This window comes from Streptomyces viridiviolaceus (assembly GCF_014650995.1).
Taxonomy (GTDB): Bacteria; Actinomycetota; Actinomycetes; order Streptomycetales; family Streptomycetaceae; genus Streptomyces; species Streptomyces viridiviolaceus.
Map to the genome: position 1 here is coordinate 279,455 of NZ_BMWA01000011.1, position 19,906 is coordinate 299,360.

Annotated in this window: 20 protein-coding genes; 12 read left to right on the forward strand and 8 right to left on the reverse strand. The window is 70.6% G+C overall.

The window, feature by feature from the left end; translation table 11 throughout:
• Window positions 1-98 precede the first annotated feature (98 nt).
• Both IE260_RS18460 and IE260_RS18465 read left to right on the forward strand, forming a co-directional pair.
• Entirely contained in the window at window positions 99-767 is a 669-nt protein-coding gene (locus IE260_RS18460) for a response regulator transcription factor (protein WP_189873188.1), read from the forward strand.
• On the forward strand, window positions 764-2,185 hold the full coding sequence (locus IE260_RS18465; protein WP_189873190.1) for a sensor histidine kinase: 1,422 nt from the start codon (window positions 764-766) through the stop codon (window positions 2,183-2,185). The genes IE260_RS18460 and IE260_RS18465 overlap by 4 nt, the downstream gene beginning before the upstream one ends.
• A 27-nt stretch (window positions 2,186-2,212) precedes the next feature.
• Here IE260_RS18465 and IE260_RS18470 read toward each other — a convergent pair whose 3' ends face one another.
• The 4 genes from IE260_RS18470 to IE260_RS18485 all read right to left on the reverse strand — a co-directional run bounded on the left by IE260_RS18470 (window position 2,213) and on the right by IE260_RS18485 (window position 4,839).
• Window positions 2,213-2,689 (reverse strand): MarR family winged helix-turn-helix transcriptional regulator, encoded by a 477-nt coding sequence (locus IE260_RS18470; protein WP_189873192.1) that lies wholly within the window; start codon window positions 2,687-2,689, stop codon window positions 2,213-2,215.
• Window positions 2,690-2,784: 95 nt separating this feature from the next.
• Window positions 2,785-3,537, reverse strand: a complete 753-nt coding sequence (locus tag IE260_RS18475) for an AIM24 family protein (protein WP_189873278.1) — start codon at window positions 3,535-3,537, stop codon at window positions 2,785-2,787.
• A 17-nt stretch (window positions 3,538-3,554) separates the two neighbouring features.
• Window positions 3,555-4,205, reverse strand: coding sequence for an AIM24 family protein (locus IE260_RS18480; protein ID WP_189873194.1), 651 nt, complete (start codon window positions 4,203-4,205; stop codon window positions 3,555-3,557).
• 1 nt (window position 4,206) lies between these two features.
• The gene (locus IE260_RS18485) at window positions 4,207-4,839 is read right to left on the reverse strand and encodes an AIM24 family protein (protein WP_189873196.1); all 633 of its coding nucleotides are present in this window, start codon (window positions 4,837-4,839) and stop codon (window positions 4,207-4,209) included.
• 219 nt (window positions 4,840-5,058) lie between these two features.
• On the opposite strand from IE260_RS18485, the gene IE260_RS18490 reads away from it, so the two are divergent.
• The 5 genes from IE260_RS18490 (at window position 5,059) to icmA (ending at window position 8,504) form a co-directional block, all read left to right on the forward strand.
• A complete protein-coding gene (locus IE260_RS18490) occupies window positions 5,059-5,403 on the forward strand; it encodes a DUF3817 domain-containing protein (RefSeq protein WP_189873198.1) in 345 nt (114 codons plus the stop codon).
• Window positions 5,400-5,693 (forward strand): MTH1187 family thiamine-binding protein, encoded by a 294-nt coding sequence (locus IE260_RS18495; protein WP_189873200.1) that lies wholly within the window; start codon window positions 5,400-5,402, stop codon window positions 5,691-5,693. Before IE260_RS18490 ends, IE260_RS18495 begins: the two co-directional genes overlap by 4 nt.
• 108 nt (window positions 5,694-5,801) lie before the next feature.
• On the forward strand, window positions 5,802-6,311 hold the full coding sequence (locus IE260_RS18500; RefSeq protein ID WP_189873202.1) for a MarR family winged helix-turn-helix transcriptional regulator: 510 nt from the start codon (window positions 5,802-5,804) through the stop codon (window positions 6,309-6,311).
• Window positions 6,312-6,378: 67 nt separating this feature from the next.
• A complete protein-coding gene (locus IE260_RS18505; RefSeq protein ID WP_189873204.1) occupies window positions 6,379-6,717 on the forward strand; it encodes a DUF3817 domain-containing protein in 339 nt (112 codons plus the stop codon).
• Between the two features lie 86 nt (window positions 6,718-6,803).
• Window positions 6,804-8,504, forward strand: a complete 1,701-nt coding sequence (gene icmA / locus IE260_RS18510) for a coenzyme B12-dependent isobutyryl-CoA mutase large subunit (protein WP_189873206.1) — start codon at window positions 6,804-6,806, stop codon at window positions 8,502-8,504.
• A gap of 55 nt (window positions 8,505-8,559) precedes the next feature.
• On the opposite strand, the gene IE260_RS18515 is transcribed toward icmA, so the two are convergent.
• Window positions 8,560-9,201 (reverse strand): TetR/AcrR family transcriptional regulator, encoded by a 642-nt coding sequence (locus IE260_RS18515; RefSeq protein ID WP_189873208.1) that lies wholly within the window; start codon window positions 9,199-9,201, stop codon window positions 8,560-8,562.
• 241 nt (window positions 9,202-9,442) lie between these two features.
• On the opposite strand from IE260_RS18515, the gene IE260_RS18520 reads away from it, so the two are divergent.
• The 4 genes from IE260_RS18520 (at window position 9,443) to IE260_RS18535 (ending at window position 13,776) form a co-directional block, all read left to right on the forward strand.
• Window positions 9,443-10,420 carry a tetratricopeptide repeat protein gene (locus IE260_RS18520; protein ID WP_189873210.1) on the forward strand — a complete coding sequence of 326 codons (978 nt, stop codon included), beginning with the start codon at window positions 9,443-9,445 and terminating at the stop codon, window positions 10,418-10,420.
• A 673-nt stretch (window positions 10,421-11,093) separates the two neighbouring features.
• Window positions 11,094-11,726, forward strand: coding sequence for a DUF6230 family protein (locus IE260_RS18525; protein WP_189873212.1), 633 nt, complete (start codon window positions 11,094-11,096; stop codon window positions 11,724-11,726).
• Window positions 11,727-11,843: 117 nt separating this feature from the next.
• The gene (locus IE260_RS18530; protein ID WP_189873214.1) at window positions 11,844-12,422 is read left to right on the forward strand and encodes a DUF6114 domain-containing protein; all 579 of its coding nucleotides are present in this window, start codon (window positions 11,844-11,846) and stop codon (window positions 12,420-12,422) included.
• On the forward strand, window positions 12,412-13,776 hold the full coding sequence (locus IE260_RS18535; protein WP_189873216.1) for an ICP22 family protein: 1,365 nt from the start codon (window positions 12,412-12,414) through the stop codon (window positions 13,774-13,776). The genes IE260_RS18530 and IE260_RS18535 overlap by 11 nt, the downstream gene beginning before the upstream one ends.
• 94 nt (window positions 13,777-13,870) lie before the next feature.
• Here IE260_RS18535 and pyk read toward each other — a convergent pair whose 3' ends face one another.
• From pyk to pta, 3 genes are all read right to left on the reverse strand, one after another.
• A complete protein-coding gene (pyk, locus tag IE260_RS18540) occupies window positions 13,871-15,295 on the reverse strand; it encodes a pyruvate kinase (protein WP_189873218.1) in 1,425 nt (474 codons plus the stop codon).
• Between the two features lie 95 nt (window positions 15,296-15,390).
• Window positions 15,391-16,596, reverse strand: a complete 1,206-nt coding sequence (locus IE260_RS18545; RefSeq protein WP_189873219.1) for an acetate kinase — start codon at window positions 16,594-16,596, stop codon at window positions 15,391-15,393.
• Entirely contained in the window at window positions 16,593-18,686 is a 2,094-nt protein-coding gene (pta, locus tag IE260_RS18550; RefSeq protein ID WP_189873221.1) for a phosphate acetyltransferase, read from the reverse strand. Before pta ends, IE260_RS18545 begins: the two co-directional genes overlap by 4 nt.
• 193 nt (window positions 18,687-18,879) lie before the next feature.
• On the opposite strand from pta, the gene IE260_RS18555 reads away from it, so the two are divergent.
• Window positions 18,880-19,905 (forward strand): ATP-dependent 6-phosphofructokinase, encoded by a 1,026-nt coding sequence (locus IE260_RS18555; protein WP_189873223.1) that lies wholly within the window; start codon window positions 18,880-18,882, stop codon window positions 19,903-19,905.
• Window position 19,906 lies beyond the last annotated feature (1 nt).

Genomic DNA, 19,906 nt, shown 5'->3' on the forward strand with positions numbered 1-19,906 from the left:
CGCTTCGGTTTCGACGCACTCACTGTCGCCGACCGACGCTGAGGCCGAGCTGAAGCCGCCTGAAAGGATCTTCAGGTTGGCTTTGCGACCCTTTACCCATGCGCCTGCTGATTGTCGAGGACGAGAGACGGCTGGCCCTGTCGCTCGCGAAGGGCCTGACCGCCGAGGGGTACGCCGTGGACGTCGTCCACGACGGGCGGGAGGGTCTGCACCGGGCCGGCGAGGGCACGTACGACCTCGTCGTCCTCGACATCATGCTGCCCGGCCTCAACGGCTACCGGGTCTGCGCCGCCCTGCGCGCCGCCGGGCACGACGTGCCGATCCTCATGCTCACCGCCAAGGACGGCGAGTACGACGAGGCCGAGGGCCTCGACACGGGCGCGGACGACTACCTCACCAAGCCGTTCTCCTACGTCGTCCTCGTCGCCCGCGTGAAGGCGCTGCTGCGGCGGCGGGCCCAGGGAGCCGGGGCCTCGCCGGTGCACGTGCACGGGGACCTGAAGGTCGACACCGCGGCCCGCCGGGTCTTCCTCGGCGACGCCGAAGTCACCCTCACAGCCAAGGAGTTCTCCGTGCTGGAGCAGCTCGTGGTGCGGGCCGGCCAGGTGGTCTCCAAGGCCGAGATCCTGGAGCACGTCTGGGACTTCGCCTACGACGGCGACCCGAACATCGTCGAGGTGTACGTCAGCGCCCTCAGGCGCAAGCTGCGCGCCGGGCTCATCCGGACCGTGCGCGGCGCCGGTTACCGGCTGGAGACCGAGCGGTGAGACACCTCTTCGGCTCCGTCCGGTCCCGGGCGACGCTCGCCGCCACCCTCGTGGTCGCCGTGGCCCTCGTCGCGGCCGGCTCCGCCGTACTGCTGTCCCTGCGTTCGAACCTGCTCGGCGAGGCCGGCACCGCCGCGGAGCGCTCCGCGCGGGAGGTCGCCGCCGAACTGGCCGTCGGCACGCCGTACGACCAGCTGACGCTGGACGTCGACGACCGGCCCGTGCAGGTCGTCGACGAGGACGGCAGGCTGGTCGCGGCCAGCGAGGACCTGGAGCGGATCAGCGGTACCGGCGTCGACGCGGTGAAGCCGCAGCCGGCCGCCACCGGTGGGCGTGACGACGCCGACGACGGGGACGACGATGACGACTCCAAGGAGTCGCTCGAACCCGGCGAGATCGGCGGGCTGGCCCGCGTCGGCGACGGCTCCGCGACGATCGACGGGGACACCGAGGACTACCGTTTCGCCGGTGTCCCCGTCGAGACCCGGGACAAGGGCACGCTCACGGTGTACGCCGGTGCCCCTCTCTCCGCCGAGCACGGGGCCGTGAACACCGCGCTGACCGCGATGCTCATCGGCTTCCCGCTGCTGCTCGCGGTCGTCGCGGGCGTGACCTGGCTGGTCACCCGGCGCGCGCTGCGCCCGGTGGAGGGCATCCGCCGGGAGATGGCCGCGATCACGGCCTCGGAGGACCTCGCCCGCCGCGTGCCGGTGCCGGACACCCATGACGAGGTGGCCCGGCTCGCCCTGACCACCAACGAGACGCTGGCCGCCCTGGAGGCCTCCGTGGAGCGGCAGCGGCGGTTCGTCGCCGACGCCTCCCACGAGCTGCGCAGCCCGATCGCCTCGCTGCGGACCCAGCTGGAGGTGGCCGCGGCCCACCCCGGACTGCTCGACCTCGACGGCGCCGTCGAGGACACCGTGCGGCTGCAGCGGCTCGCCGCGGACCTGCTGCTGCTCGCCCGGCTGGACGCGGGGGAGCGGCCCGCGGACGCGCGTGTGGACCTCGCCGCCCTCGCCCGGGAGGAGGCCGCGGGCCGGGCCGGGGTGACCGTGCGGGCTCAGGACGCCGACGTGGCGGCGGCGGGGTCGCGGGGCCAGCTGGGAAGGGTGCTGGGCAATCTCCTCGACAACGCGCAGCGGCACGCCAGGTCGGCGGTGGAGGTGTCCGTACGGCGGGAGGGGGACCTCGCCGTGGTCGGGGTGGCCGACGACGGGGAGGGTGTGCCCGCGGCCGACCGGGAGCGGATCTTCGAGCGGTTCGTCCGGCTCGACGCCGCTCGCAGCCGCGACGACGGCGGGGCCGGGCTGGGGCTCGCCATCGCCCGCGACGTGGCCGTACGGCACGGCGGCACGCTCACGGTCCGTGACGCGCCGGCAGGCGGGGCCCTGTTCGAGCTCCGCCTGCCGTGCGCCTAGACCCGGTGCCGGGTCGGGGAGGTGCGGTCAGGGACGTCCGCGCTGCCCGCGCAGGTGCTCGGCGATGGGCTTGAGCGCCTTGTCCAGTTCCGACATGGCCTCGGGGGACAGCAGGTCGATGAAGTGCCTGCGGACGGACGCCACGTGGTGCGGCGCGACCTTCTGCATCGTCTCCATGCCGTGCTCGGTGAGGACGGCGTAGAGCCCCCGGCGGTCGGACTCGCAGTTCTCCCGCCGGACCAGGTTCGCGTTCTCCATGCGGGTGATCTGGTGGGAGAGGCGGCTCTTGGACTGCAGGGTGGCGGAGGCGAGGTCGCTCATCCGCATCCTGACGTCCTCCGACTCGGAGAGGTTCACCAGGATCTCGTAGTCGTTCATTGTCAGGCCGAACGGCTGCAGGTCCTTTTCGAGCTGGTACGTCAACAGCCTGTTGACCTCCAGGTGGGTGCGCCAAGCACACTGCTCCGCATCGGTCAGCCAGCGGGTGGCCGTCTCGGTCTCCATGGATGAAGTCTACCTAAGAAGTTGAAAGGCGAACTAGTGAGGGTGGTCCTGTGACGGTGCGCACGCGTTCGATGTCACACTCCGCAGGTTACCGCTCACAGCCCGAAGCGGCGCTGGAGGTCCCCGAGCTGTCCGGGAAGCCCCGGTGCCCCGGACCGCCCGCCCGGAGTGCCGGACGCTCCGCCGCCGGGCACGCCCGCCTGCCGGGGAGGGCTCCCCGTGGCCTGCTCGGCCATCAGCGTCTCGCTCGACTGCAGCAGTACCGTCCCCGCCCCCACGAACTCGAACTGGTGCTCCTCGCCGGAAGCCCCGCCGAGGCCCGTCATCGCACGTAGACCGCCCAGTACGCCGGTCATGTACCCGTGGTCGTAGTGATGGCACGGGGACGGGCAGTCGGCCCAGCCGACGAGCGCCTGCGGGTCGACCCGGATCGGGGGCTCCATGAACACCACCGGACCGTTGGACGCGGCCACGAACTTTCCGGTTCCGATCAGGGTCAGAAAACCCGGCACGATCGACTGCTTGAGAGCGAGACTTGGCTGAAATGCGAGCAAGTTGCCCGAGCGAATGGTCAGGTTGCCGTCGTCCAGGTCGTACGAGTTCACATCGAACGCCCGGTCGGCGAGGAGCATCTTGCCCGAGCCCTCCGCGACGACCCAGTCGCTCGCGTGCAGTGGCGAATGGAAGGCCGTGCGCACCAGCCGGTCCAGCCGGCCGTGCCCGATCCCGTTGAAATCCATCGTCCCGTAGTAGGCGATCATCTTCCCCTTCTGCAGGAACCACTGGCTCCCCTTGAGCTCCACGCAGAAGGTGTAGGGATTGACGTTGTCGTCGGACGGCAGCGTCATCGGGTCGTGGGCGGTGCTCACAGCTTCTCCTCCGAGGCCTGGACGTACACCGTGCCGTTGCCGCTGAGCTCCAGCTGGAAGGCCTCGCCGGAACCGCGGCCCACCATGTCCCGCCAGCCCAGCGCCGTGGACAGCCTGTTGCGGACGTCGCCGTGGTGGGCGACGTAGGCCTGCGGGTCGACGTGCACCGGTCGCTGAGCGGTGATGGGGACCTCGAACACGCCGCCGTGCGCCATCACCGCCACCGCGCCGTGGCCGCTGAGCGAGGTGGTGAAGAGTCCCTGCCCGCTCACCTGGCCGCGCACCATGCCCATGACCCCGCCCTGCGCGCCCAGGAACACCGTGGCCTGCCGCAGTGTGCCCTCGAAGGCGAGGAGCCGGTCCGCCTCGACGTACAGGGTGTCGCCGGAGAGGTTGATCACCTGCACGTGGTGGCCGCCGTGCCCGAACAGGACCGTGCCGCTGCCCTCGACGGTCATCAGCGGTGTGTCCTCGTTCGCGACCCGGCGGCCGATCATCGACATGACCCCGCCCTGGCCGCCGGTCAGGTTGGGGGTGAAGGACACCTCGCCCCGGTAGGCGAGCATCGCGCCGCGCTGGCTGAACAGCCGCTGCCCGGGCGCCACGGTCGCCTCGATCATCTTGGAGTTGAGCTCGCGGAAGGCCATGTCAGACGTCCCCCGCGATCGTGTTCCGTTCGCTCGGCTGCACGTACACCAGCCCGTCCCCCTCGAACCGGATCTGGAACGCCTCCCCGCCGCCCTCCCCGTACAGCGTGCGGAAGGTCACGCCGGACTGGAAGGACTGCCGCAGGTTCCCCTGGTGCGCGACGTACGCCCCCGGGTCGACGGTCAGCGGGTACTGGGCGCTGACCCGCAGCACCACCGCCGGACCGTCCGACATGATCGCCGCCTGTCCGTGCCCTTCCAGGGTGGTGGTGAACAGCCCGTTGCCCTGGGCGGCACCGCGCGCCCCCGTGAAGGTGGTGCCCGTCCGCAGCCCGGCGTCGGCCGCCAGGAAGTTGCTCGACTCGACGTACAGCTTGTCCCCCTGGAGAGTCACGAGGTTGATCTCCGAGGCCCGGTCCGCGAACCAGCAGGTTCCGTGCCCCTTCACCTCCATCACGGTCATCTGCTCACCGGTGAGCCGCCGGGTCACCATGCCCCGGATGCCCTCACCGCCGCCGCTCAGCTTCTTGAAGGCCATCTCCCCGTCGTACGCGACCATCGAGCCGTTCTTCGCCTTCACGGCGTCTCCGGTCATGTCGACGGCGAGCACCTTGCTGCCCTGAAGTCGGAACATCGCCACAAATGGGAAGGTAGCCGCCCGGTGCGCCCGCCGACAGGGTCCGCGGGCGCAGACACCCCGGGAACGTCCCCTGGGAGCCGCACGTCCCCGACCCCCTCCGCCGGGCGCGTCGAGGGGTTTGCCACAATGGACGAGCGCTTGTGCGTGCGTTCACAAAGCGTCGGGCCGTCAGATCGCCGGCGTCGCTCCCGTCTCTCCCACCGAAGGTGACCCGTGGACCTCAAGACCGCCACCGCCCTCCGCCGCCTCCGCCTGGTCTCGGGCCCCGAGGCGATCTCGTTCCTCCTGCTGCTCGTCTGCTCGGTGCTGAAGCGGACCACGGACTTCAACGCGGTACCGGTCATGGGCATGATCCACGGTGTCCTCTTCGTGCTGTACGTGATCTTCTGGGCCGACGCCTGGAACCGCGCCAAGTGGCCGCTGAAGACCGCCGCTCTCTACTTCGTCCTCTCGGTCCTGCCGACCGGCGGCTTCTTCGCCGACCGCAGGCTCAAGCGCGAGGCCGAGGACGCGGTCATCGCCTCCCGCGCCCGCCAGGAAGGGGTCGTGAGCGCATGATCGTCGCCTTCTCCGTGACCCCCCTGGGCGTCGGCGAGGACGTCGGGGAGTACGTGGCCGACGCGGTCCGGGTGGTCCGCGAGTCCGGCCTGCCCAACCGCACCGACGCGATGTTCACGTCCGTCGAGGGCGAGTGGGACGAGGTCATGGACGTCGTCAGGCGGGCCGTCGCCGCGGTCGAGGCGCGGGCGCCGCGGGTGTCCCTGGTCCTCAAGGCGGACATCCGTCCCGGCGTGACGGACGGCCTCACGTCCAAGGTCGAGACGGTGGAACGGCACCTGTCCGAGTAGTCCGCCGCCGGCTCGTCCGCGGTTCCCGGGCCGAGTTGCGCGGGGACCGCGGACCGAAGGGCGAGACGGGGCTGACTGCCATATGACCGGCCGGTAAGGTCTGGTGCCGTGCCCAAGCCCCTCAGTCTCTCCTTCGATCCCATCGCCCGCGCCGACGAACACTGGAAGCAGCGGTGGGGAGGCGTGCCCTCCATGGCGGCCATCACCTCGATCATGCGGGCGCACCAGATCCTGCTGGCCGAGGTCGACGCGGTGGTCAAGCCGTACGGGCTGACGTTCGCGCGGTACGAGGCGCTGGTGCTGCTCACCTTCTCCAAGTCGGGCGAGCTTCCGATGTCCAAGATCGGTGAGCGGCTCATGGTGCACCCGACGTCCGTCACGAACACCGTCGACCGGCTGGTGAAGTCCGGTCTCGTCTCGCGGCGCCCCAACCCCAACGACGGGCGCGGCACGCTCGCCACCATCACCGACAAGGGCCGTGAGGTGGTCGAGGAGGCCACCCGGGACCTGATGGCGATGGACTTCGGCCTCGGTGTGTACGACGCCGAGGAGTGCGGCGAGATCTTCGCGATGCTCAGGCCGCTGCGGGTGGCCGCGGGGGACTTCACGGAGGGGTGACGGGGGCGGCGCGCCGTCGGCCAACCCGCCGGAAGATCACGCGAAACGGGTCGTTACGCTCGTACGCATGAAAAAGAGCGTGCTGACCCGCTACCGGGTCATGGCGTACGTCACCGGCGTGCTGCTGATCCTGCTGTGCCTCGGCATGATCGGCAAGTATCTGCTCGACATGAACGGTGCGGACGACTTCACCCGCGTCGTGAGCATCGCGCACGGCTGGCTCTACGTCATCTACCTCGTCTTCGCCTTCGACCTGGGTGCCAAGGCGAAGTGGCCGGTCAAGAAACAGCTCTGGGTGCTCATCGCCGGGACGATCCCGACGGCCGCGTTCTTCGTGGAGCGCAAGGTCAGCCAGGAGCTGGAGGCCAAGGTGGCGCAGGACGCGCCCGCGGTCGCCAAGGCCTAGTGTCTGTGTGATCCGACCGCCGTGCGGACACCCGTACGGCGGTTTCCCATCGACATTTACTTGGACGTCCTAGTAAATTCGAGGGTATGGACGCTGACGCCATAGAGGAGGGCCGCCGTCGCTGGCAGGCCCGGTACGACGCCGCGCGCAAGCGCGACGCAGACTTCACCACGCTCTCCGGCGACCCCGTGGAGCCGGTGTACGGGCCCCGGCCCGGCGACGAGTACGAGGGCTTCGAGCGGATCGGCTGGCCGGGGGAGTACCCCTTCACCCGCGGCCTGTATCCGACCGGCTACCGGGGGCGTACGTGGACCATCCGGCAGTTCGCCGGGTTCGGCAACGCCGAGCAGACCAACGAGCGCTACAAGATGATCCTCCGCAACGGCGGAGGCGGGCTCTCCGTCGCCTTCGACATGCCGACGCTGATGGGCCGCGACTCCGACGACCCGCGCTCGCTGGGCGAGGTCGGGCACTGCGGCGTGGCCATCGACTCGGCCGCCGACATGGAGGTTCTGTTCAAGGACATCCCGCTCGGGGACGTGACGACCTCCATGACGATCAGCGGGCCGGCCGTGCCCGTGTTCTGCATGTACCTCGTCGCCGCCGAGCGGCAGGGCGTCGACCACTCCGTGCTGAACGGCACCCTCCAGACGGACATCTTCAAGGAGTACATCGCCCAGAAGGAGTGGCTCTTCCAGCCCGAGCCGCACCTGCGTCTGATCGGCGACCTGATGGAGTACTGCGCGGCCGGCATCCCCGCCTACAAGCCGTTGTCGGTCTCCGGCTACCACATCCGCGAGGCCGGGGCCACGGCCGCGCAGGAGCTGGCGTACACGCTGGCGGACGGCTTCGGGTACGTGGAACTGGGCCTCTCGCGCGGACTGGACGTCGACGTCTTCGCCCCCGGCCTGTCGTTCTTCTTCGACGCGCACGTCGACTTCTTCGAGGAGATCGCCAAGTTCCGCGCGGCCCGGCGCATCTGGGCCCGCTGGATGCGGGACGTCTACGGTGCGAAGAGCGAGAAGGCGCAGTGGCTGCGCTTCCACACGCAGACCGCCGGTGTCTCGCTCACCGCCCAGCAGCCGTACAACAACGTCGTCCGTACGGCCGTGGAGGCGCTGGCGGCCGTGCTCGGCGGCACCAACTCCCTGCACACCAATGCGCTCGACGAGACCCTGGCCCTGCCCAGCGAGCAGGCCGCCGAGATCGCCCTGCGCACCCAGCAGGTCCTGATGGAGGAGACGGGCGTCGCCAACGTCGCCGACCCGCTCGGCGGTTCCTGGTTCGTCGAGCAGCTGACGGACCGGATCGAGGCCGACGCGGAGAAGATCTTCGACCAGATCAAGGAGCGCGGCCTGCGCGCCCACCCCGACGGGCAGCACCCCATCGGGCCGATCACCTCCGGCATCCTGCGCGGCATAGAGGACGGCTGGTTCACCGGCGAGATCGCCGAGTCCGCCTTCCGGTACCAGCAGGCACTGGAGAAGGGCGACAAGAAGGTCGTCGGCGTCAACGTCCACACCGGGTCCGTCACCGGAGACCTGGAGATCCTGCGCGTCAGCCACGAGGTGGAGCGCGAGCAGGTGCGGGTGCTGGGCGAGCGCAGGGCGGCCCGGGACGACGCGGCCGTGCGGACGGCGCTCGACGGCATGCTCGCCGCGGCCCGTTCCGGCGGCAACATGATCGAGCCGATGCTGGACGCGGTACGCGCCGAGGCGACGCTCGGGGAGATCTGCGGGGTGCTGCGGGACGAGTGGGGGGTGTACACGGAGCCGGCCGGGTTCTAGGCGCCGGTGGCCGGCGCGGGCGTCCCCAGGGGGCTCCGCCCCCTGGGATCCCGCCCTACGCCCACTCGCCACCCGTCTCGGCCGGCTGGGAGGCGAGGCCGTACAGCAACACCCGGGTGAAGCCCCGCACCCACTCCTCGTCGGCCGGCTCCGCGCTGACCAGGGTGCGGTGCACCACCGCGCCCGCCACCACGTCGAAGATGAGGTCCGCGATGCGCGCGGCCTCGGCGGGGCCGGCCTCCGGGGGCAGCTCGCCGCGCGCCTGGGCGCGGGCCCTGCCCTCCAGCACCAGGCGCTTCTGCCGGTCGACGATGGAGGTGCGGATGCGTTCGCGCAGGGCGTCGTCACGGGTGGACTCGGCGACGACCGCCATCAGGCCGCTCTTGGCCTCCGGGCGGGCCAGGATCGCCGCGAACTGCAGGACGACACCCTCGATGTCGGCGGCCAGACTGCCGCGGTCGGGGAGCCGCAGGGCGTCGAAGAGCTCGGCGACCGCGTCGACTACCAGCTCGTTCTTGCCGGCCCAACGGCGGTAGAGGGTCGTCTTGGCGACCCCGGCGCGCATCGCGACGTCCCCGAGGGTGAGCTTCGACCAGCCCAGGTCGACCAGGGCCGCCCGCGTCGCGGCCAGGATCGCGGTGTCCGCCGCGGCGCTGCGCGGGCGCCCGGCGCGGCCGGCGGGGGTACTGCTCTGCATCCCACGACCCTATCCGGCGGTTCCTGTGAGGCCGTGAGGGAGATCACCAGGGACCGGTGTTCCCGCGGCTGCCGATGGCATTACGCTACGAGTCGTAGCGAAAGCATGCTCACGGGCGTGCCGAGCGACGACCACTGGCGCGGGTGGGGACCGGCGCCGAGCAGCAGCCGAACGTCACACGGCAGGACGGCCTTTCACACCCTTTTTCACGGACGCGCGGAGTACGGGGGAGGATAGACGCATGCAGCCACGGAACATGTCCATGAGCGGAGTCGTCGACCTCGCCGCGGTGAAGGCGGCCCAGGAGGCCAAGGCGAAGGCGGAGCAGGCGCGCGCCCAGGCCGCCAGGGAAGGCGGCGGCGGAGCCGTCTCTCCCGCCGATCTCGTCATCGACGTCGACGAGGCCGGCTTCGAGCAAGAAGTCCTGCAGCGGTCCGCCGAGGTCCCGGTCGTCATCGACTTCTGGGCCGAGTGGTGCGAGCCCTGCAAGCAGTTGAGCCCTGTCCTGGAGCGGCTCGCCGTCGAGTACAACGGGCGTTTCCTCCTCGCCAAGATCGACGTCGACGCCAACCAGATGCTGATGCAGCAGTTCGGGATCCAGGGCATCCCGGCCGTGTTCGCGGTGGTGGCCGGGCAGGCGCTGCCGCTCTTCCAGGGTGCAGCCGGTGAGGCGCAGATCCGGCAGACCCTGGACCAGTTGGTGCAGGTCGCCGAGCAGCGCTTCGGTCTGACCGGACTGACCGTCGACCCCGAGGCGGAGCCGGGTGGCGCCCGGACCGCCGCCCCCGAACGTCCGGCCGGGCCGCACGACGCGGCGCTGGAGGCCGCCGTGCAGGCGCTGGACGCGGGTGATCTGGCCGGGGCGGTCCAGGCGTACAAGAACGTACTGAGCGACGACCCGGGGAACACGGAGGCCAAACTCGGCCTCGCCCAGGCCGAGTTGCTCCAGCGGGTGCAGAACGCCGACCCGCAGCGGGTCCGTCAGGAGGCCGCCGACAAGCCGGCCGACGCGCAGGCGCAGATCGCCGCCGCCGACCTCGACCTCGTCGGCGGTCACGTGGAGGACGCCTTCGGGCGCCTCATCGACACGGTGCGCCGCACGGCCGGGGACGAGCGGGACGCCGTCCGGCTGCGGCTGCTGGAGCTGTTCGAGGTGGTCGGGTCCGACGATCCGCGGGTGACCGCGGCCCGCAGGGCGCTCGCGCGCGCCCTGTTCTGATCGGCTTCGGGCCCGGCTCCGGAACGGATCCGGGCCCGTTTCTCCGGGCGGTCTCCGACCGCTCGGCCGGGTGATGCCCGTGTGAAGCAGTTGCCGACACGACGCCAGTGCGGCCGTGCTTTGCCAAATCTTGGTAATCGCGGCCGCTGTTACTGCGAGTAAGTCAGAAGCGTCGTTCTGTCGGAGTCTGTCCAGCGATCAATTGTTTTGTTCCCCCTGGGTGAGACACCCAGCGTCGCCGTCCGGGGCCGGTCTGTCGTCTCGCGGTTATCCGGCCGTTACTAGTGAGTAACGAACCCCCTTGTGTCAACGGCGAGAATGCACCACGATCGGCGACGCTCGGTCCATTCCCGTACCCCGACAGCCAATCGGGCGGCGGGATTTCCTGGGTCCCCACCGAGCAGTGCCGGCGGCAGTGGCGCCGGCTCTTGGGCAGGGGGGTCTTCACCCACCCGGTGAAGCCTGTCCAGCAGGGTTGTGCGTGATGCGTGTCAGGCGCGACCAGTGGTTGTCGCTCGGGGGTGATCGCCGGTGATTCGGGCGCGTTGTGCGCGCCGCCGAGCGCGGCGCTCTCCTTCCCGAGGACGTAGCACTTCTCCCATCCCTGCCCGGCCGAGCCGCCGATCCGGGGGCGGGCCGAGGCCAGGAGATGTACGTCCGAGAAGGAGGAAATATGGAGTCCCAGGTGCGTGGCGGGACCAGATGGAAGCGGTTCGCCGTCGTCATGGTGCCCAGCGTGGCCGCGACGGCTGCGATAGGCGTGGCGCTGGCGCAGGGCGCCCTCGCCGCGTCGTTCAGCGTGTCGGGCCAGTCGTTCAAGGTCACGGCCGACCGGCTCGACGGTACGGGATTCGTCCAGTACGGAGCCATTGACTCGGGCTACACGCTCGACGGCAAGAAGACGGCTCACCCCGTCGCCGTCTCGGCGTTCAAGTCCGCGTCGATCAAGGGCATGTGCCAGTCCGTGGTCACCCCGGACATCCCGCTGATCGGCTCGGTCAGCCTGATGCTGAAGGCCGGCGGTGGCGACAAGCCGGTCGAGGCGCAGAACCTGTACATCGACGTCGAGGAGCTCGAGGCCGATGCCACGTTCCGCGGCATCGACATCGGTGTGGCCGCCAAGGACGCCACCAAGGGTCCCGGCATCCAGAAGGGCGACACCGCGAACCCCTACGGGTTCTCGCAGCAGGCCGACTCGGCCACGCTGACCAACGTGAAGCAGACGGCGTGGGCGACCACCGCCGGAACCTTCAAGCTCAGCGGCCTGAAGATGTCGCTGTCCAAGGGTGTCAAGGAGTGCTACTAAGCACTCGCTGACGGGCGGGGGAGCCGATGGCGCCCCCGCCCGTCCACTCTCCGGGCGCGCCTTCACGCGCGGCCCACATCTCCACCACAGCAACGCCGTACCAGGGAGCTGTTTTCCATGAGCGCCGAGACTCCTGCCGCAACCGGCCAGTTCACCCGCCGGAGGCTGCAGTTCCGTGCCTGGCGAGGCGCGCGGCCGTTCTGGGCCGGTCTGTTCATCTTGCTCGGCGGATTCCCCATCGCCTACTTCCCGTACGCGAATCTCCAGATCGGCCACCTGACGCTGGCGATGGCCACCACCGCGGGCGCCGGGTCCCTGATCATCGGCGTGCTGCTGGTCGTCCTGGGCGTCAGCCTGTGGTTCCAGAAGCACGTCCGGGTCTTCGCGGGCGTGGCGGCGATCCTGCTGGCGCTGGTGTCCATCCCCGTGTCCAACCTCGGCGGCTTCCTCATCGGCTTCCTGTTCGCGCTGATCGGCGGCTCGATGGCCGTGGCGTGGGCGCCGGGCGCGCCGCCGCAGGCCGAGCCGGCGGTGGAGGGCACCAAGGGAACGGGCGACGCCCCCCAGGGCGTGGACCCCGGCACCACGGTGCCCGACGTCCCGGTACCGCAGCCGCGGGACGGCGAGGACGAGCCGAACGATCTGTCAGGAACGAGCCCGGCCAACGGGGCGAACGGGAGGCACAGTGCCGGCTGACGAGGTGACCCGCGGGACTGACGTGGAGACGTCCCGTGTGAGAACCGGGCCGCGCCACGCGGCACCCAAGAAGCCGTTGTTCACCAGGTTCCACATGCCGGCCGGGAAGGCGATAGCCCTGGCGGCGATGCCGACGGCGGTCCTCATGGGGATGGGGTTCACGCCGACGCTGGCCATCGCCGACGGCAACGACGGAGCGACGCCGTCGTCCAAGAGCCTGACGGCCGACGAGTACAAGGACTGCGTGGCCGCGCTGGAGGGCGCGAAGGACGGTTCGTCCGAGTCCCCCGAGCCCTCGCCCTCGGCGACGGAGGGTGAGAACGGCGACGAGGGTGACGCGGCGGAGCCCACCCCCTCGGCCTCCGCCGGGGACACGGACCAGGGTGCGGGCGAGGACACGGGTCCGTCCTCTTCGTCGGATTCAGGTTCCGACGACGAGGCCGAGCCCGAGCCGGCCCCCTCCGCGTCGGCCGGCAAGGAGTCGCAGAGCGGCGAGGAGACGTCCGGCGGGAGCACCGCGACGGCGTCCCCCTCGCCGTCCGAGAGCGGCGGCGGCCTGCTGGAGGAGATCGGCGACACCGTCGAGGGCATCCTCACCGGCGGACAGAGCGCCGAGGAGAGCCCGAGCCCCACGCCGACCCCGTCGGCCTCGGCCTCGGCGTCCGAGAGCCCCTCCGAGGGTCCCGCCGAGACGGCCACCGACCCGGTGAAGGACACCGTGCAGGACGCCACCGACACGGCGTCCGAGGCGGCCGGCGACACCGGGGAGACGGTGGAGCAGGCGGCCGAGGAGGCGAAGGAAGCGGCCGAGGAGGCGACGGAGGAGGCCACCGCCACGCCGAGCCCCGGCGCGACGGGGAGCGCCGGCACGGACCCCGAGGACTGCCCGGTCGCCACGGACGCGGAGGGCGGCGTCGACAACCCGGTGCCGCTGCCGGACGACCCCTGGTACCTGAACGCCAGCTCGCTGCTGCTCAAGGGCGCCTCGTACAAGGGCATCGTCGAGGTGCGCACGGCCAACGGCACCACCAAGAAGGTGCTGAAGTACGTCATTTCGAACGGTACCGACATCGGCGACCTGCACCAGACGGTCAAGGACGAGCAGTCCGGCAAGACCTACCACGTGCAGGCGGCCAAGGGCTCGACGTCCACGATCCGCGACGGCGACACGGTGATGTACACCGAGAGCATCTCGGGCAACCTGCTCGGGCTGATCCCGATCACCTTCGACCCGGAGAACCCGCCGCCGCTGGACATTCCGCTGATCTACTTCACGAACGTGACGGTCGTCCAGGCCGGCCAGTTCGGCGGGACCCTGCACGTGCCGGGGCTGCATCAGTACACGACCGACTGAGGCCCGCCACAGACCCGTTCGGGAGCCGCAGGAAGCTGAGGGCGCCCCCCTGTCGCAGGGGGGCGCCCTCAGTGCCGTACGAAGCTCTCGGGCCTCAGCGGGCCTCGCCCAGGTGGTGCACGCGGACCATGTTGGTGGTGCCGGGCACGCCGGGGGGCGAGCCGGCGGTGATCACCACGATGTCGCCGGCGTTGAAGCGGTTCAGCTTCACCAGCTCCTGGTCCACCAGGTCGACCATCTCGTCGGTCGAGTTCACGAACGGCACGACGTGCGGCTCCACGCCCCAGCTCAGCGTCAGCTGGTTGCGGGTGGACTCGTCCGTGGTGAAGGCGAGGATCGGCTGGATGGCGCGGTAGCGGGAGAGCCGGCGGGCGGTGTCGCCGGACTGGGTGAAGGCCACCAGGCCCTTGCCGCCGAGGAAGTCGGCGATCTCGGCGGCGGCACGGGCCACCGAACCGCCCTGCGTACGCGGCTTCTTGCCCGGCACCAGCGGCTGCAGGCCCTTGGAGAGCAGCTCCTGCTCGGCCGCCTGGACGATCTTCGACATCGTCTTGACGGTCTCGATCGGGTACGCGCCCACGCTCGACTCGGCGGACAGCATGACCGCGTCGGCGCCGTCCAGGATGGCGTTGGCCACGTCGGAGGCCTCGGCGCGGGTCGGACGGGAGTTGGTGATCATCGACTCCATCATCTGGGTCGCCACGATCACCGGCTTGGCGTTGCGCCGGCACAGCTCGATCAGGCGCTTCTGCACCATGGGGACCTTCTCGAGCGGGTACTCGACGGCCAGGTCGCCACGGGCGACCATCACGCCGTCGAACGCCATCACGACGTCCTCCATGTTCTCGACCGCCTGCGGCTTCTCCACCTTGGCGACGACCGGGACGCGGCGGCCCTCCTCGTCCATGACGCGGTGCACGTCCTGGATGTCCTTGGCGTCGCGGACGAAGGACAGGGCGACGAGGTCGCAGCCCATGCGCAGCGCGAACCGGAGGTCCTCGACGTCCTTCTCGGAGAGCGCGGGGACGTTCACCGCGGCGCCGGGCAGGTTGATGCCCTTGTGGTCGGAGATGACGCCGCCCTCGATGACGATCGTCCTCACCCGGGGGCCCTCGACCTCGGTGACCTTCAGTTCGACGTTGCCGTCGTTGATGAGCACCTGGTCGCCCTTGGCCACGTCGCCGGGCAGGCCCTTGTAGGTCGTGCCGCAGATCGTCTTGTCGCCCGGCACGTCCTCGGTGGTGATGGTGAACTCGTCACCGCGCACCAGCTCGACGGGGCCTTCGGCGAAGGTCTCCAGACGGATCTTCGGGCCCTGGAGGTCGGCGAGGACACCGACGGCCCGGCCGGTCTCCTTGGCGGCGGCCCGGACGCGGTCGTACCGCCCCTGGTGCTCGGCGTGGGTGCCGTGGCTGAAGTTGAAGCGGGCCACGTTCATGCCGGCTTCGATCAGCGCTACGAGCTGCTCGTGGGAGTCGACCGCGGGGCCGAGAGTACAGACGATTTTCGAACGGCGCATGGGGCGATCCTATCGGTTTGTTTCGCTGCGGAATATTCCGTCTGGCGGAAGATACAAATGGGCGCCTCGGTGCTCACTCGTGAATTCGGCTGTCGTCAGCCGTCCTTTCCGACCAGGGCGTAGGTCTGCGTGGCGATCTCCATTTCCTCGTCGGTCGGCACCACGGCCACCGCCACCCGCGCGTCCGCCGGCGAGATCAGCCGCGGCTCGTCACCGCGCACGGCGTTCAGCCCGTCGTCGACCGCCAGGCCCAGCTGCTCCAGGCCCGCCACGGCAGCTTCCCGCACCGGCGCCGAGTTCTCGCCGACCCCGGCCGTGAAGGCGACCGCGTCCACTCTTCCGAGCACCGCGTAATAGGCGCCGATGTACTTCTTCAGCCGGTGAATGTAGATGTCGAAGGCCAGTCGCGCCCGCTCGTCACCCTCGTCGATACGGCGGCGGATCTCCCGCATGTCGTTGTCTCCGCACAGACCGATCAGACCACTCCTGTTGTTGAGAAGAGTGTCGATCTCGTCGGCGGACATTCCACCAACACGCATCAAATGGAAGATGACGGCCGGGTCCATGTCTCCCGAGCGCGTACCCATCACCAGCCCCTCCAAAGGCGTCAGCCCCATGGAGGTGTCCACGCAGCGACCGCCCCGGACGGCCGACGCGGACGCCCCGTTGCCCAGGTGCAGCACGATGACGTTCACGTCCTCGGGCGCCCTGCCCAGCAGCTTCGCCGTCGCCCGGGAGACGTAGGCGTGCGAGGTGCCGTGGAAGCCGTAGCGCCGGACGCGGTGCGCGTCGGCGGTCTCGACGTCGATCGCGTAGCGGGCGGCGGACTCCGGCATCGTCGTGTGGAAGGCGGTGTCGAAGACGGCGACCTGCGGCAGGTCCGGGCGCAGCGCCTGCGCGGTGCGGATGCCGGTGAGGTTGGCCGGGTTGTGCAGCGGGGCGACGGGGACGAGCCGCTCGATCTCGGCGAGGACCGCGTCGTCGACGACGGTCGGCTCGGTGAAGCGGAGGCCGCCGTGCACCACCCGGTGCCCGATCGCGGCCAGCTCCGGCGAGTCGAGGCCGAGGCCGTCCTTGGCCAGCTCCGTCGCGACGGCCTTCAGGGCGGCCTCGTGGTCGGGGACGGACCCGGTCCACTCGCGCGCCTCGCCGCCGTGCGGGGTGTGCTTGAGGCGGGAGGTCTCCTCGCCGATCCGCTCGACGAGGCCCGCCGCCAGCCGGCTGCTGTCACGCATGTCGAGCAGCTGGTACTTCACCGACGAGGAGCCGGAGTTGAGGACGAGGACACGGGTGGAGCTCACTGGGCGGACGCCTTCTCGCTGGGGGACTGCTGGGCCTGGATCGCCGTGATGGCGACGGTGTTGACGATGTCCTGGACGAGCGCGCCCCGGGACAGGTCGTTGACCGGCTTGCGCAGGCCCTGGAGCACCGGGCCGACGGCGATCGCGCCGGCCGAGCGCTGCACTGCCTTGTAGGTGTTGTTGCCGGTGTTGAGGTCGGGGAAGATCAGCACGGTCGCCTGGCCGGCCACCTCGGAGCCCGGCAGCTTGGTCGCGGCGACCGACGGCTCGACGGCGGCGTCGTACTGGATCGGGCCCTCGATCTTCAGGTCGGGCCGGCGAGAGCGGACCAGCTCGGTCGCCTCGCGCACCTTGTCGACGTCCGCGCCCGAGCCGGACGTGCCGGTCGAGTACGACAGCATCGCGATCCGCGGGTCCACGCCGAACTGCGCCGCCGTGGACGCCGCCTGGACCGCGATGTCGGCGAGCTGCTCGGCGTCCGGGTCGGGGTTGACCGCGCAGTCGCCGTAGACCAGGACCTTGTCGGCCAGGCACATGAAGAAGACCGAGGAGACGATCGACGCCTCCGGCTTCGTCTTGATGATCTCGAAGGCGGGCCGGATGGTCGCCGCCGTCGAGTGCACCGACCCCGACACCATCCCGTCGGCGAGGCCCTCCTGCACCATCAGGGTGCCGAAGTAGTTCACGTCGGAGACGACGTCGTACGCCAGCTCCACGGTGACGCCCTTGTGGGCGCGCAGGGAGGCGTACTTCTCGGCGAAGGAGTCGCGCAGCTCCGACACCGCGGGGTCGATGAGCTGCGAGTCGCCGAGGTCGATGCCCAGGTCGGCGGCCTTCTTGCGGATCTGCTCGACGGGGCCGAGCAGGGTCAGGGCGCACACGCCCCGGCGCAGCAGCACCTCCGCGGCGCGCAGCACCCGCTCCTCGGTGCCCTCCGGCAGGACGACCCGGCGAAGGTCGGAGCGGGCCTGCTCCAGGAGCTTGTGCTCGAACATCATCGGCGTCACGCGGTCGCTGCTCGGGGCGGAGACACGGTCCGACAGGTCGGCGGTGTCGACGTACCGCTCGAAGACGCCGAGCGCGGTCTCCGCCTTGCGCGGGGTGGCCGCGTTCAGCTTGCCCTCCAGGGAGAACAGCTGCTCGGCGGTGGGGAAGCTGTTGCCGGTCACCGAGAGCACCGGGGTGCCCGGGGCGAGGCGGGCGGCGAGGGTGAGGATGTCCTCGCCCGGCACCTCGTTCAGGGTGAGCAGCACGCCGGCTATCGGCGGGGTGCCGGCGCTGTGCGCGGCGAGGGAGCCGATCACCAGGTCGGCCCGGTCCCCCGGGGTGACGACCAGGCAGCCGGGCGTCAGGGCGCCGAGGAAGTTCGGCAGCATGGCCCCGCCGAAGACGAAGTCCAGCGCGTCCCGGGCGAGCCCGGAGTCGTCGCCGAGGATCACCTTGGCGCCCAGGGTGTGCGCGATCTGGGAGACGGTCGGCGCCGACAGCGCGGGCTCGTCGGGCACCACCCAGCACGGCACCGGCAGGCGGTCCGCGAGCCGCTCGGCGATCTCGTCCCGGTCCTCGCGGGCGACCCGGTTGGCGACCATCGCGAGGACGTCGCAGCCCAGCCCGTCGTAGGCGCGGAAGGCGTTGCGGGTCTCGGCGAGCACGGACTCGGCGGTCTGCTTCCGCCCGCCGACCACGGGGATCACCGACGCGCCGAACTCGTTGGCGAGCCGCGCGTTCAGCGACAGCTCGTCGGGGAGCTGGGTGTCGGCGTAGTCCGTGCCGAGGACCAGGACCACGTCGTAGTCGCGGGCGACCAGGTGGAAGCGGTCGACGAGGGCGGACACCAGCTCGTCCGTGCCCTGCTCGGCCTGGAGCGCGGACGCCTCCTGGTAGTCCATGCCGTACACGGTCGCCGGGTCCTGGGCGAGCCGGTAGCGGGCGCGCAGCAGCTCGAAGAGGCGGTCGGGCCCGTCGTGGACCAGGGGACGGAACACGCCGACCCGGTCGACCTGCCGGGTCAGGAGCTCCATGACCCCCAGCTCGACGACCTGGCGGCCGTCGCCGCGGTCGATACCGGTCACGTACACGCTGCGCGTCACGCGTGCTCTCCGTTTCGTCTGATGGCGGTGTCCGGTGCAGAAAAATCGCCCACCGAGGTGAGCAGAACCCTCTTGACAATACCTCCGACGGTAGATAAGGCGCCCGTCAATGTACCGTCGGCATCGTCCTGTGGGACGTGGAAGAATCGACAGTGGCTCACCGGTTTCAACAGCGAGCAGGAGACACAGCACGATGCGTATCGGAGTTCTCACCGCAGGCGGCGACTGCCCCGGCCTGAACGCAGTGATCCGGTCGGTCGTGCACCGAGCGGTCGACAACTACGGCGACGAGGTCATCGGCTTCGAGGACGGGTACGCGGGGCTGCTTGACGGCCGCTACCGCACCCTCGACCTGAACGCGGTCAGCGGCATCCTGGCCCGCGGCGGCACCATCCTCGGCTCCTCCCGCCTGGAGCGCGACCGGCTGCGCGAGGCGTGTGAGAACGCCTCGGACATCGTCCGCGACTTCGGCATCGACGCGCTGATCCCGATCGGTGGCGAGGGCACGCTGACGGCGGCCCGGATGCTGTCGGACGCGGGCCTCCCGGTGGTCGGGGTGCCGAAGACCATCGACAACGACATCTCCTCCACGGACCGCACCTTCGGCTTCGACACGGCGGTGGGCGTGGCGACGGAGGCCATGGACCGCCTCAAGACCACCGCGGAGTCCCACCAGCGGGTGATGGTCGTCGAGGTCATGGGCCGGCACGCCGGCTGGATCGCGCTGGAGTCCGGCATGGCGGCCGGCGCGCACGGCATCTGCCTGCCCGAGCGGCCCTTCGACCCGGCCGACCTGGTCAAGATGGTCGAGGCGCGGTTCTCCCGCGGCAAGAAGTTCGCGGTCATCTGCGTCGCCGAGGGCGCTCACCCCGCCGAGGGCACCATGGACTACGGCCACGGCGAGATCGACCAGTTCGGCCACGAGCGCTTCCAGGGCATCGGCACGGCACTGGCGTACGAGCTGGAGCGGCGGCTCGGCAAGGAGGCCAAGCCGGTCATCCTCGGCCACGTCCAGCGCGGCGGCACGCCGACCGCGTACGACCGGGTGCTCGCCACCCGCTTCGGCTGGCACGCGGTGGAGGCCGCGCACCGGGGCGAGTTCGGCCGGATGACCGCCCTGCGCGGCACGGACGTCGTCATGGTGCCGCTGGCGGAGGCGGTGACCGAGCTGAAGACGGTGCCGAAGGACCGGATGGACGAGGCGGAGTCCGTCTTCTGAG